Source organism: Altererythrobacter sp. Z27, from assembly GCF_052683155.1.
Window position 1 is genome coordinate 2,553,542 of record NZ_JBQYMC010000001.1, and the last position, 13,022, is coordinate 2,566,563.

Sequence of the window (13,022 nt, forward strand, 5' to 3'; positions counted from 1 at the left end):
GACAGCGTGACGCGTCCCGTTTTGCGCAGGATAGCAATGATCGGCGCCTTGCTGGGTGCAATTGCTGCAACACCGGTTGCGGCACAGATGTTTTCGGAAGGCTACGAGTTCCTCAAGGCGGTGAAGGACCGCGACGGCGACGCCGCGACCGAAGCGCTCAACCAGCCCGGCACCACTATTGTCAATACGCGTGACCTGACCACGGGCGAAACCGCGCTGCATATCGTGACCGCGCGGCGCGACGTCTTGTGGATCCGCTTCCTGACCCAGCGCGGCGCCAATCCCAACATCCGCGACAAGAAGGGCGTCAGCCCGCTGCAGATGGCGGTGACATTGGGCTTCACCGAAGGGGTCGAGGCGCTGATCAAGGCAGGCGCGGAAGTCGAAGTGACCGACGGCGCGGGCGAAACCCCGCTGATCGCGGCAGTGCACCGGCGTGACGCCGGGCTGGTGCGATTGCTGCTGGAAAAGGGCGCCAACCCCGATCGTGCGGACAATTCGGGCCGCACGGCGCGCGACTATGCCAGGCTGATGAGCGGCGCGAACACCATCCAGGCCGAATTCGACCGGGCCGATGCCGCGCGCGAAGCCAAGGGCGCGTCGGGCGATTACGGCCCCCGAATCTGACATGAGCCAGGCTGCCAAAGTGACCGATCCGGCCGAGATGACGCTCGACGAGTTGCGGCTTGCGCTCGCGCCCGAAATCGCCGCCGCGGCGATCTTCGACGGCTGGAGCGATGCGGCGCTGCTGCATGCCGCCGAATTGGCAGGGGTCGATATGGATGTCGCGCGGCTCGCCTTTCCGGGCGGCGCGATGGACATGATCGAAGCGTGGATCGACACGATCGACGTGGCGATGGCTGAAGCGCTTCCCGCATCGAAGCTGGCCGAAATGAAGATCCGCGAGCGGATTCGTTCGCTTGTCCAGTTCCGGCTCGATGCGGTTGCCGGGCTTGAAGAGGCTTTGCGTCGCTCGCTGGCGGTGATGGCGCAGCCGCAGAACGCCGCCCGCGCGCTCAAGACCGGCTGGCGCAGCGCGGACCGGATGTGGCGGCTCGCCGGCGATACCGCCACCGATTACAACCACTATACCAAGCGCGCGATCCTCGCTTCGATTTATGCCGCGACGCTCGCGGTCTTTGTCGATGACGAAAGCGAGGGCAAGCAGGCGACCCGCGATTTCCTCGACCGGCGGATCGAAGGCGTGATGCGCTTCGAAAAGGCCAAGGCGCGCTTCACCAGCGGAGAGCGGGACTATTTCAGCGTCACGCGCTTTCTTGGCCGGTTGCGCTACCCCTCTCGCTGACGCAATTGAGAATCGGTTGCAATTAGCCGCGCTCTCTGGCAGCGCGGCAACATGACTCTCGATCAACTTCCGCGCGGAGCCAGCGCCACAATCACGTCGGTCGACTGGGATGCGTTGGCACCTGAAGAAGCGCTGCGCCTGCGCGCGCTGGGCATCGACGATGGGGCCGAAATCACCATTGCGCATCGCGGTGTGTTCGGCGGGCGCGATCCGATCGCGGTTACGCTGGGTCGCATGACCATTGCGCTGCGCCGCGTCCATGCCGCCGCGATGCAAGTCGCAAAGGCATAGGTGCGCAGATGGGTCCAATTCGCACCATTGCGCTGGTCGGCAATCCCAATGCCGGGAAAAGTGCGCTGTTCAACGCGCTCACCGGCGCGCGCCAGAAGATCGCCAACTATCCGGGCGTCACGGTCGAGCGCAAGGCGGGGCGGCTGCAACTCCCCTCGGGCGAACCGGTCGAACTGATCGACCTGCCCGGCAGTTATAGCCTGGCAGATACCACCAGCCCCGATGAGGAAGTGACCCGCAAGGTCGTGCTGGGCGAGTTTGAGGGGCAGGCGAAGCCCGACGTTATCGTGGTGGTGCTCGATGCCGCCAATCTCGAACAGCACCTCGTGTTCGCGCAGGAAGTGATCGCGCTGGGGCGGCCGACCGTGGTCGCACTCAACATGGTCGATCTTGCCGAGCGTGACGGGCTGGTGCTCGATCCGGAAGCTCTGGGTCATGCGCTGGGCGTGCCGGTGGTGCCGACCGTGGCTGTGCGGCGCCGCGGGCTTGTCGAACTCGCAGCCGCTCTGGGCGAAGTGCGGGTTGACGATCCCGGCCATGCGGACGAGCGCCGCATCGGCCATCTTACCTTGCCTGAGCGGCGGCTGGCGGCACAGAATATCGCCAAGGCAGCGATTCTTTCGGAGAGCGACGCGCATCGGCTCAACAGCCGGCTCGACCGGGTGCTTCTCAACCCCTGGCTGGGGCCCTTGATCCTGTTTGCACTGCTGTTTGTGATCTTCCAGGCGGTATTTGCATGGGCAACCCCTTTCGCAGACGCGCTCGATGGCGGTGCGGGCGCGCTGTCCGACTTGGCACGGGCGAGCATGCCTGAAGGTATCGTGCGCGATTTCATTACCGAGGGCGTGATCGCTGGTGTCGGCTCGGTGGTGGTGTTCCTGCCGCAGATCGTGATCCTGTTCTTCTTCATCCTGGTGATGGAAGCCTCAGGCTATATGGCGCGGGCTGCTTTCCTGATGGACCGGCTGATGGCGGGCGTGGGCCTGTCGGGGCGCAGCTTCATCCCGCTGCTGTCGAGCTTTGCTTGCGCCATTCCCGGTATCATGGCCACGCGCAGCATTGCCGACCCGAAGGACCGGCTCACGACGATCCTGATCGCACCGCTGATGACCTGCTCGGCTCGACTGCCGGTCTACCTTGTGATCATCGGTGCGGTGATCCCGAACACTCGCGTTGCGCCCTTCATAGGGCTTCAGGGGTTAGTGCTGTTCGGACTTTACGTTGCCGGTATCGTCGGGGCGATGGTTGCCGCGTTGTTGCTGCGGCGGACGGTGACCAAGGGCAAGGCTAGCGGTTTCATCATGGAACTGCCACGCTATCAGTGGCCGATCCTGAAGGATCTGATGATCGGCCTGTGGCAGCGCGCCTGGGTGTTTCTGCGCCGCGCAGGCACGATCATTTTTGCTGCGACTATCGTGCTGTGGCTGCTCCTCACTTTCCCGCGTGCGGACGAAGGCGAAAGCCAGGTCGACGCCTCCTTCGCCGGCCAGATCGCGGGCGCGATGCATCCGGCGTTCGAGCCGATCGGCTTCAATCGCGAGATGACGCTGGCGCTGGTTCCGGCAATGGCGGCGCGCGAAGTCGCGGTATCTTCGCTAGCGACGACCTATGCGGTCGATTCCGAAGACGAGAACCGCACGCTTGAGGCGCTGCGTGGCAAGATCGCCGATCTGTGGGGCCTCCCGACGGCCCTCGCTTTCCTCGCATGGTTCGTATTTGCGCCGCAGTGCATCTCAACCATCGCGGTCGCCCGGCGTGAGACGAATGGGTGGAAATGGCCCGCCTTCATGGTTGGGTATTTGTTCGCGCTTGCCTATGTGTTTGCTGGAATCACTTACTGGAGCGCCTTGGCGCTGGGACTGTAGCGAAGGAAAATTGAATGGCCGGGTCACTCAACAAGGTAATGCTCATCGGTAACCTGGGGGCCGATCCGGAAATCCGCAGTTTCCAGAATGGCGGCAAGGTTGCGAACCTGCGCATTGCGACCAGCGAAACCTGGAAGGATCGCAACACCGGTGAGCGCCAGGAGCGCACCGAGTGGCACAACGTCGCCATCTTCTCGGAAGGTCTGGTCGGCGTGGTCGAACGCTTCCTCAAGAAGGGCAGCAAGGTTTACATCGAGGGCCAGTTGCAGACCCGCAAATGGCAGGACCAGTCGGGGCAGGATCGCTATACGACCGAAGTGGTGATCCGCGGCATGAACGGGACGCTGACCATGCTTGACGGCGCCAGCGGCGGCGGCGGGCAGGGCGGGGGCTTCGGTGGAGGCCAGCGTTCGGGCGGCAGCTACGGTGGCGGCGGCAACCAGGGCGGCGGCTTCGGCGGCGGCGGGCAGGGCGGTTCCTCCAGCGGCGGTTCCAATTACGACGACCTCGACGACGACATTCCATTCTGATCGGGGCTGGCGCGCGAGTTGATCGCTCAGCTACGGATAATTGCGTATTCCGATTCGGGCCCGGTGGCGGTTATTCGATAGCCGTCGGTCACAGAGTAAACGTCGTTTTGAACCAATGCTCACGCAACGGTTTTGGTCCGAGGTTTACCAAGAAGTGACAGACCGGGCTTGCGGTGTTTCCCAAGACATTGTGCCGAGGCACAACGGACCGGGGAAACGCCGCAAGTTTCCTTTGGGCCGATGAAACGGCCTCTTTTCCCTACTCGCCCTTCAATGCTTTCAAGGCTTCGGCCAGCGGCCCCGATGGTGCGTCGTCGCTGGTGATGCCGGCCTTTTTGCGTGCGGCATCGGCATTGGGCCCTTCCGCATAAGGATCGATTGCGAGTCCGAGCGACTGGGCCACGGCCTCGCCCAGGTCAAAGCTCTCCCCCGCAAATTCGATCTCGTCGAGCTCGTCGCCGCTGAGTTCGATCTCGATCTCCTCATCTTCCGACAGGGCGGGATCGATCCGCCCTTCTTCGACAAAACGCAGCGCAAGCGGTTCCTCTATCGCAGTCTCGAACTCCTCGCCTGAGATCGCACAGGCCTGCACGATTCGTGCGGAGAGCGTGCCCTTTGCGAGCACTGCCTTTGCTTCGCGGTCGAGTTCGACTTCAGCGCGCAGCGAAAGGATTTCGGGCAGGCCGAATCTGCGGGCCAGCGCGGCCCGCTCGGCTTCGGTCGCTTCGATCACGACCGCATCGGCGGGCAGGTAGCGGGCCTTGATCGGCCGCGAAACTTCGCTTGCGCTCATGCCGCAGCTTCCCCGAACACGATGTCCCCTGCGACCAGCGCATCACCCTCGATCGTTCCGAGAAGATCGTGCAGCGCCTGGAGCTTCGCTGCAACGCAAGTGGGTGATCCGCCTTCCGCGAAGCTGACATTGCGCTCTATCGCGGCTCGAAGCTTGGCTGCATCGGCACGGGCGAGCGCCGGGCGATAAGCACCCAGCCTGCCGCCAAGCACGCTCATCAGCCTGCCCATGTGCTTGCCCACGACCACGTCATTGATACCGAATTCGCGCAATTGCCCGTCCATGTCCTCGACGAAGAACTCGCACAGCAGCGCGCTTTCCGCATGCTTGCCAGTGGCCTCGAGCCGAACCACGACTGCACTCAGCACTGCGGTGATCATGTCGAACCGGCCATCCACCTCGTCCGCCACCCGGCATTCGGCATACCAGGCCGGATCGCGCGCGATTGCGACGACCTTGTGCCACAGCGGCCGCACCTGTTCGCGCGGATCGGGAGCGGTGCCGAAAAGCCGGGAAAGAAAAGACATGTCTTGCAGCTCCGTGGCGGCGTTCAGCCGCAATTCAATTCACTATGCCCAGTGGCAGCAATACGCGGCGTTGCATGCCGCGCGCCATCGCCCTAAGGCACGTGGCCGACATATAGGAAGGGTTGCGGTGCGGGCAATGCGCCAGAGACCCGGAAGCCAAGAAGGTTATCGTTTCGGATGTACAGGGCGAACGCGTTCAAGATCGGACTGGTTGCGGCAATGGGGATCGGCCTTGCCGGTTGTTCATCGATCCGCGAATCGCGCGGCTATGTGGTCGATGCGATGCTGATCGATGCAGTCCAGCCGGGGCTCGATAACCAGCGTTCGGTCGAGATGACGCTGGGGCGGCCCAGCTTCACCAGCGATTATGGCCAGCCTACCTGGTATTATGTGTCCAGCGTGACCGCGCGTCGCCCCTTTGGAGGGACGCGGATCGCTTCGCATTCGGTGCTGGCAGTGAAGTTCGACAATGCTGGCAATGTGGTTTCCGCCGACCGCAGCGGGATCGACCGAGTGGTCCGTCTCAGCCCCGATGGCGACAAGACGCCCACTCTGGGCCGCGAACGCGGCTTCCTGGAAGACCTGTTCGGCAATATCGGCCAGGTTGGCGCGCCGGGCGCAGGCGCGGGGCAATAAGCGCGCTTTTCGCGCAGCTTGCTTGACCGCCCATCCCGGCTCCCCATATGCCGGGTCATGGACAGCGAAAAGATCAGCCACGGCCTCGTCCAGTGGCACGGTACCACCATCGTCGGCGTAAAGCGCGGTGACGTCACCGTGATTGCGGGCGATGGGCAAGTCTCGATGGGCAACACGGTGATGAAGCCCAACGCACGCAAGGTGCGCCGCATCGGCGAAGGGGGCAAGGTAATCGCCGGTTTCGCCGGTGCCACAGCCGATGCTTTCACCCTGTTCGAACGGCTCGAGAAGAAGCTCGAACAATATTCGGGGCAATTGCTGCGCTCTGCGGTGGAACTCGCCAAGGACTGGCGCACCGACAAGTACCTGCGCAATCTCGAAGCGCTGATGATCGTGGCCGACAAGGACACGCTGCTGGTGCTGACCGGCAATGGTGACGTGCTTGAACCGGAAGGCGGGATCACCGCGATCGGTTCAGGCGGGAACTATGCGCTCGCCGCCGCCCGCGCGCTGGCCGACTATGAAGAGGACGCCGAAGTGATCGCGCGCAAGGCGATGCAGGTCGCAGCCGACATCTGCGTATTCACCAACGGCAATGTGACCGTCGAGAAAATCTGAGATTGCCACTAAACATGACTGAAGCACTCACCCCCAAGGCGATCGTCGCCGCTCTCGATGAGCACATCATCGGCCAGAAGGATGCAAAGCGCGCGGTTGCCGTTGCGTTGCGCAATCGCTGGCGACGCCAGCGGCTCGGCCCCGAGCTGCGCGACGAAGTGACGCCCAAGAACATCCTGATGATCGGCCCGACGGGCTGCGGCAAAACCGAGATCAGCCGCCGCCTGGCCAAGCTGGCCGAAGCGCCATTCGTGAAGGTCGAAGCGACCAAGTTCACTGAGGTGGGCTATGTCGGGCGCGATGTCGAACAGATCGCACGCGACCTCGTCGAAGAAGCGATCCGGCTCGAGAAGGAGCGCCGCCGCGAAGCGGTGCGCGAGGCCGCGAGCAAGGCGGCGATGGACCGGCTGCTCAACGCGCTGGTGGGCGAAAATGCTTCCGAAGCGACGCGCGAGGCGTTCCGCCAGCGGATCGTCGAGAATGCGATGAACGAAACTGAAGTCGAGATCGACGTAACCGAAGCGCCGCAGATGCCGTTCGATATGGGCGGAATGGGCGGCAATGTCGGGATGATCGATCTGTCGGAAATGTTCGGCAAGGCGATGGGGCGCAAGCCGACCAAGCGGCGCAAGCTCAAGGTGCCCGATGCCTGGGACAAGCTGGTCGATGAAGAGGCCGAAAAAAGAATGGACCAGGACGATGTCGCACGTGTCGCATTGCAGAATGCCGAGACCAACGGGATCGTCTTCCTTGACGAGATCGACAAGATCGCGGTTTCCGATGTGCGCGGGGGCAGCGTCAGCCGCGAAGGCGTGCAGCGTGACCTGCTGCCGCTGATCGAAGGAACCACCGTCAGCACCAAATACGGCCCGATGAAGACCGATCACGTGCTCTTCATCGCTTCGGGCGCGTTCCATATCGCCAAGCCTTCGGACATGCTGCCCGAACTACAGGGCCGTTTGCCGATCCGGGTTGAGCTGCGCGCGCTGACCGAGGAGGACTTCGTGCGGATCCTGAAGGAAACGCGCGCGAACCTTGTCGAGCAGTACAAGGCGCTGCTGGGCACCGAGAAGGTGACGCTCGATATAACCGACGATGCTATCGCCGAAGTCGCGCGGATTGCCGCTCAGGTGAACGAAAGCGTCGAGAATATCGGCGCGCGCCGCCTGCAGACGGTGATGGAACGACTGCTGGAGGATATCAGCTTCGAAGCCGAGGAGCATAGCGGCGAGCGCGTGACGATCGACGCCGGATATGTCCGCGAACGGCTGGCCGACCTCGCTGGTAACAGCGACCTTTCGAAGTATATATTGTGATGTCGGGCGGAGCAGTCTCGGGCCGCGAGGACATGCTGGCGCAGATGGCGCCGCGTCTCGATCCGGTCCGCTATTGCTTCATGGTAGTCACGCCTTCCACCGCGCCGCAGGCGCTGGGCGCGGCGATCGGCACATTCCGCGAGGACGAGGGCGTGACTGCGATCGTGCCCGAGGACGTCGCGCGCGAATTGGGAGAGGAAGGCCCGGCCTTCGCGCGAATCACGCTGATGGTGCATTCCTCGCTGACCGGCTTCGGCCTCACCGCCGCGGTGGCAAGCACACTGGCGGAGCACGGCATCGCCTGCAACATGATTGCGGCCTATCACCATGACCACCTCTTCTTGCCTGTCGCCGAAGCGAAGCGCGCGCTCGCCCTGTTGAGCGACCTGTCCGCGTCCTATCGGTAATTGGTGGCGGCTTCGAAATAGTGAGCAACCGCGCCATGTCCTGCGTCGATGAATATCGGCGGTTCGCAGGAAGCAATGCTTCTTGCGGTTGATCCGGAACCGCTGAAGGCGGCAAGCCGTTGGAGTGGCAGTTTAGTTAAACGGGGACAGATTCATGATCGTGAAGGGATTGCTTTCGGGCGTGGCCGTGGCCGCGATTGCGCTGGCCGGGCCGGCGCTGGCGGATGACCATGGAGAGGGCGCTGCTCCCACTCTGAGTGCACCGAAGATCGAGTATACCCGCTGGGTGCTCGGCAACGGGCTGCAGGTCATCGCAATTCCCGACAGCTCAACCGCCAATGTCACCACGTCGTTGTGGTACGAGGTGGGCGCAAAGCACGATCCCGAAGGCCGTTCGGGTTTCTCGCATCTGTTTGAGCATATCCTCAGCCGCCAGACGGTGAACATGCCTTACAACATGATCAACAAGCTGACCGAGGATGTCGGCGGGGTGCGCAACGCGTCCAACTGGGTCGATCGCACCAATTACTACGAGACTGTCCCGGCCGAATACCTCGAGACTATGCTGTGGACCCATCGTGAGCGTATGGCGTTTCCGGTGGTCGACAGCCTTGTGTTCGAACGCGAACGTTCGGTTGTGAAGGAAGAACTGCGCCAGCGCGTGCTCGCGCCGCCATATGGTCGGCTGCAGCGTTTCGTTACGGCGGAAAACTCCTTTGACGTCCTGCCGATGCGCAGGCCGGGAATCGGCAGCATCGAAGATCTGGATTCGGCCACGCTCGACGATGCTCGCGCCTTCCATCAAGCTTACTATGGGCCGGACACGGCGACCTTGATCGTTGCGGGCAATTTCGAGCTCGAAAATCTGCGCACGCTCGTCGATCGCTATTTCTCCGATATCCCGCGCCGGGCCAATCCGGTGAGCCTTGAGATCGAGGGAGAGGAGCCGGTTCGGACCGTACCACGCACGGTCAACGCCACGGCGCCCAACGTTCCGCTTCCCGTCGTGGGCAGCCTGTGGAAGGCGCCTGCGGTTACACATCCCGATGCGGCAGCGATCGAAGTATTGGGTACCATCCTCTCGCGCGGCGACAACAGTCGCATGCACGAAGCGCTGGTGCGCAGCGGCATGGCGGTCAACGCGTCGCATGGCGAACAGATGTCCGAAGACGGCGGCTTCATCAGTTCATCCGTAGTGCTCAGCCCCACGGCGTCGCTCACCGATGCACAGGCAGCTCTCGACCGCGTCATCGACCGGGTCCGCAGCGAACCTGTAAGCGCGGCCGAACTGCGCGAAGCCAAGAACGAGATTTTCGCTTCCGCCCTGTCGTCGCGCCAGACCGCGCAAGGCCGCGCCTTTGAACTGGGCGAGGCGCTGGTCTCGACCGGCGATCCCGATGCGGCGGACAAAAGGCTTGAGGCAATCGCCGCAGTGACGGTGGCCGACGTGCAGCGCGTAGCACAAACATGGCTGCGGCCCGAAGGCAAGGTGACGATCACTTACACGTCCGGGGAGGATGATCCCTCCACCTATGCCAACCCGGCGCCGATGCCCACTTTCTCCAGCGTCCCTCCGGCAAGTGGCGAACCGCTGGCCGTGCGTCCCGAAGGCGAACGCGATGCTCCGCCGCCGCCAACCGCAGCACCCAAGGTTGAGCGTGCGCAATTCGTCGAATCGACGCTGGCAAACGGCATCCCTCTGGTGAGCGCGCAAACGAGCAATGTGCCGATCGCAACGATCACGCTGGTGTTTCCTGGCGGCAGCGCGACCGATCCCGCCGGAAAGGCCGGGCTGGCGGATATGGCAGCCACGGTAGCGGACAAGGGTACCGCCACTCGCAGTGCGACCGAAATCGCCGCCACGCTTGAATCGCTCGGTGCCCGCCTCGGCTTCAGTGCCAGCGAGGATGGCAGCTTTGTCAGCCTGACTGCGCCGACGGCAAATCTGAAGCAGGCCGGGGCGGTGCTGGTCGACATCTTGCAGAACGCGAGCTTTCCCGATGAGGAGTTCGAACGCGAACGCAAGCGCGTGCTCGATGGACTTTCCGCTACGCTGAAGAACCCCGGCGCGCTGGCCGATCTGGTCGCGGCCAGAGTGATGTATGCCGACGCTCCATATGGCCGCGTTGCAAGTCCTGCGAGCATTCCAGCCATTACGCGCGACGATCTGGTCGCCCATCGGGAAGCCTATTGGCATCCCGGCACGGCACGGATCGTTGTTAGCGGAGGGCTTTCGGCGGAAGACGCCAAGTCGCTTGCCGATGGTCTTTTCGGAAGCTGGACCTCGAGCCGCCCCTTGCCGGTTGCGATTGCCGATCCTGCAGGCGCAGCTCCGGCGCCGCGTACCGTGGTGATCGACATGCCTAATGCGGGCCAGGCCGCAGTGGTAGCGGGGGTTCGCGCCCTTTCACGCAACAATCCCGACTTCTACAAACTGTGGCTGGCCAACACGGTGCTCGGATCGGGCAGCAATGGCCGGTTGTTCGAGGAAGTTCGAACTAAGCGCGCGCTCAGCTATGGCGCATACAGTGCGCTCGGCACACGCGCCGATGACGCCACGCTGACCGCACAGGCGCAAACTAAGAATGAAACCGCCGATGAAGTGGCGGCCGTGTTCTTCGAACAGTTTGCGCGACTGGGTGCGGAATCGCTCGATGAAGACACGTTGCAGAAGCGCCGGCTGTTCCTTGGCGGAGCGCTCGCGCGAAGCCTTGAAACCAGCAACGGCTTCAACGGCCAGGTGGCAAGCTTGCTGCTCCGCGGACTGGCTCCGCAAGAGGCCTTCGGCGTAGCTGAGCGGCTGGCGCAGGTCAGCCCGGCGGATGTTGCGCAGATGGCGCAGGCCTACCTTGCGCCCGAGAATGCCTCGCTGGTGATCGTGGGCGATGCGCAATACTTCATCGATGACCTCAAGGCGCTGCGCGGCGATGTGGAAGTCATTCCCTTCGACCAGCTCGACCTCGCGAGTGTGGACCTGCACAAGGCAGCAAGCGACGGGGAGTAATCTCGCAGCCGGTTATTCGGCCGCATCGGCCTCTTGCTCGCGTTCGGCCGCCTGGCGCGTCCACATCTCGGCATAGAGGCCGCCCCGCGCCAGCAACTCGCTATGTCGCCCGGCTTCGGCCAGCTTGCCCTGGTCGAGCACGAGGATCCGGTCGGCATCGGCGATGGTGGAGAGCCTGTGCGCGATCGCGATGGTGGTGCGGTTGCGCGATACGCGGCGCAGGGTGGCGAGAATGTCCTGCTCGGTGCGCGAATCGAGCGCGCTGGTGGCTTCGTCGAGCAGCAGGATCGGCGGGTTCTTGACCAGCGTTCGCGCAATCGCGACGCGTTGCTTTTCGCCCCCTGAAAGCTTGAGGCCGCGCTCGCCCACTTCAGTCTCGAAGCCCTGCGGCAATTGCTCGATGAATGGCAGGATTGCCGCATCCCGTGCCGCATTGATTGCGTCAGCTTCGGTCGCTGCGCTGCTGCCATAGGCGATATTGTAGCCGATCGTGTCGTTGAACAGCACGCTGTCCTGCGGAACGATGCCGATCGCTGCGCGCAGGCTTTCTTGCGTCACTCCGGCAATGTCCTGCCCGTCGATCAGGATGCGTCCTGCTTGCGGGTCGTAGAAACGGAACAGCAGCCGCGCGATGGTGCTCTTGCCCGCTCCGGATGGGCCGACGATCGCGACATGCGAACCGGCGGGAACTTCGAAGCTCAGGCCCCTCAGGATGGTGCGATCGGATTCGTAGCCGAACACCACATGGTCGAAGGTGATATGCGGGCGGTGCACCACCAGCGCCGGAGCGCCCGGCCGGTCCTTCACCTCGACTGCGGTGTCCATCAGTTTGAACATTGCGCCCATGTCGACGAGGCCTTGCCGGATCGAACGGTAGACGAAGCCGAGCATGTCGAGCGGGCGGAACAGCTGGATGAGATAGGTGTTGACCAGGACCAGGTCGCCCACGGTCAGTCTACCTTGGCTCCAGCCCCATACGGTGAAGGCCATCGCCCCCGCCATCAGGATATTGGTAATCAGCGACTGGCTGATGTTGAGGAGGCCTAGCGAGTTCTCTGACTTGATCGCCGCTTCGGCATAGGCGCTTGCGGCCTGGCTGTAGCGGGCCTGCTCACGGGCTTCGGCCCCGAAATATTTGACCGTCTCGTAATTGAGCAGCGAATCGACAGCGCGGTGCAGCGCCTTGCCGTCGAGCTCGTTCATCTCCCGCCGCAGCTGGGTCCGCCATTCGGTAATCCAGCGGGTGACGGCGATATAGGTGACAACTGTAGCGCCCGTCGCGGCGACCAGTTCCCAGCCAAAGTTGAGATAGAAGATCACGCCTACCGCCACCAATTCGATTGCGGTTGGCGCGATGTTGAACAGCAGGAAGAACAGCATCGTGTCGATGCTTTTGGTTCCTCGTTCGATGACCTTGGTGACTTCACCGGTGCGGCGAGAGAGATGAAAGCGCAGCGAAAGGCTGTGCAACCTGCGGAACACATCCTGTGCAAGATGCAGCGTGGCTTGCTGGCCCACCCGTTCGAAGGCGATGTTTCTGAGATTGTCGAACGCGACCCCGGTGAAGCGGCCCAGGCCATAGGCGAGCACCAGCGCAAGCGCGACCATCGCGCCGCCATTGGCAGGGGTCGCCATCGCGTCGACCGCGTATTTATATGCGAAAGGCAGGGCGAGAGTGACGGCCTTCGCTGCGAGTACGAAAGCCATCGCCGCGACGATGCGACGCCTC

Annotated in this window: 13 protein-coding genes (1 of these 13 cut by a window edge); 10 read left to right on the forward strand and 3 right to left on the reverse strand. The window is 63.2% G+C overall.

The window, feature by feature from the left end; translation table 11 throughout:
- The first annotated feature begins 6 nt into the window (after positions 1-6).
- The 5 genes from ACUJ47_RS12375 to ssb are packed head-to-tail and all read left to right on the forward strand — an operon-like array spanning position 7 to position 3,992.
- Positions 7-627 (forward strand): ankyrin repeat domain-containing protein, encoded by a 621-nt coding sequence (locus ACUJ47_RS12375; protein WP_445538693.1) that lies wholly within the window; start codon positions 7-9, stop codon positions 625-627.
- Position 628: 1 nt separating this feature from the next.
- A complete protein-coding gene (locus ACUJ47_RS12380) occupies positions 629-1,306 on the forward strand; it encodes a COQ9 family protein (protein ID WP_445538694.1) in 678 nt (225 codons plus the stop codon).
- A gap of 51 nt (positions 1,307-1,357) precedes the next feature.
- Positions 1,358-1,597 (forward strand): FeoA family protein, encoded by a 240-nt coding sequence (locus ACUJ47_RS12385; RefSeq protein ID WP_445538695.1) that lies wholly within the window; start codon positions 1,358-1,360, stop codon positions 1,595-1,597.
- Positions 1,598-1,605: 8 nt separating this feature from the next.
- The gene (feoB, locus tag ACUJ47_RS12390) at positions 1,606-3,462 is read left to right on the forward strand and encodes a ferrous iron transporter B (RefSeq protein ID WP_445538696.1); all 1,857 of its coding nucleotides are present in this window, start codon (positions 1,606-1,608) and stop codon (positions 3,460-3,462) included.
- A 14-nt stretch (positions 3,463-3,476) separates the two neighbouring features.
- Positions 3,477-3,992, forward strand: a complete 516-nt coding sequence (ssb, locus tag ACUJ47_RS12395) for a single-stranded DNA-binding protein (RefSeq protein ID WP_445538697.1) — start codon at positions 3,477-3,479, stop codon at positions 3,990-3,992.
- Positions 3,993-4,251: 259 nt separating this feature from the next.
- Here the strand turns inward: ssb and ACUJ47_RS12400 are convergent, their stop codons facing one another.
- Positions 4,252-4,785, reverse strand: coding sequence for a YceD family protein (locus tag ACUJ47_RS12400; RefSeq protein ID WP_445538698.1), 534 nt, complete (start codon positions 4,783-4,785; stop codon positions 4,252-4,254).
- Positions 4,782-5,312 carry a ubiquinol-cytochrome C chaperone family protein gene (locus ACUJ47_RS12405; protein ID WP_445538699.1) on the reverse strand — a complete coding sequence of 177 codons (531 nt, stop codon included), beginning with the start codon at positions 5,310-5,312 and terminating at the stop codon, positions 4,782-4,784. Before ACUJ47_RS12405 ends, ACUJ47_RS12400 begins: the two co-directional genes overlap by 4 nt.
- A gap of 177 nt (positions 5,313-5,489) precedes the next feature.
- Between ACUJ47_RS12405 and ACUJ47_RS12410 the strand changes: the two genes are divergently transcribed.
- From ACUJ47_RS12410 to ACUJ47_RS12430, 5 genes are all read left to right on the forward strand, one after another.
- Entirely contained in the window at positions 5,490-5,948 is a 459-nt protein-coding gene (locus ACUJ47_RS12410) for an outer membrane protein assembly factor BamE (protein ID WP_445538700.1), read from the forward strand.
- 57 nt (positions 5,949-6,005) lie between these two features.
- Positions 6,006-6,566: an ATP-dependent protease subunit HslV gene (hslV, locus tag ACUJ47_RS12415; RefSeq protein WP_445538701.1), complete on the forward strand. Its 561-nt coding sequence runs from the start codon at positions 6,006-6,008 to the stop codon at positions 6,564-6,566.
- A gap of 14 nt (positions 6,567-6,580) precedes the next feature.
- A complete protein-coding gene (gene hslU, locus ACUJ47_RS12420; protein WP_445538702.1) occupies positions 6,581-7,882 on the forward strand; it encodes an ATP-dependent protease ATPase subunit HslU in 1,302 nt (433 codons plus the stop codon).
- Positions 7,882-8,289, forward strand: a complete 408-nt coding sequence (locus tag ACUJ47_RS12425) for an ACT domain-containing protein (protein ID WP_445538703.1) — start codon at positions 7,882-7,884, stop codon at positions 8,287-8,289. The genes hslU and ACUJ47_RS12425 overlap by 1 nt, the downstream gene beginning before the upstream one ends.
- A 154-nt stretch (positions 8,290-8,443) precedes the next feature.
- A complete protein-coding gene (locus ACUJ47_RS12430) occupies positions 8,444-11,293 on the forward strand; it encodes a M16 family metallopeptidase (RefSeq protein ID WP_445538704.1) in 2,850 nt (949 codons plus the stop codon).
- 12 nt (positions 11,294-11,305) lie between these two features.
- Here the strand turns inward: ACUJ47_RS12430 and ACUJ47_RS12435 are convergent, their stop codons facing one another.
- On the reverse strand, positions 11,306-13,022 hold the 3' portion of the coding sequence (locus tag ACUJ47_RS12435) for an ABCB family ABC transporter ATP-binding protein/permease (protein ID WP_445538705.1). Its footprint extends 101 nt past the window's final position; the window shows 1,717 of its 1,818 coding nt (coding positions 102-1,818); its start codon lies beyond the right edge, outside the window; its stop codon occupies positions 11,306-11,308.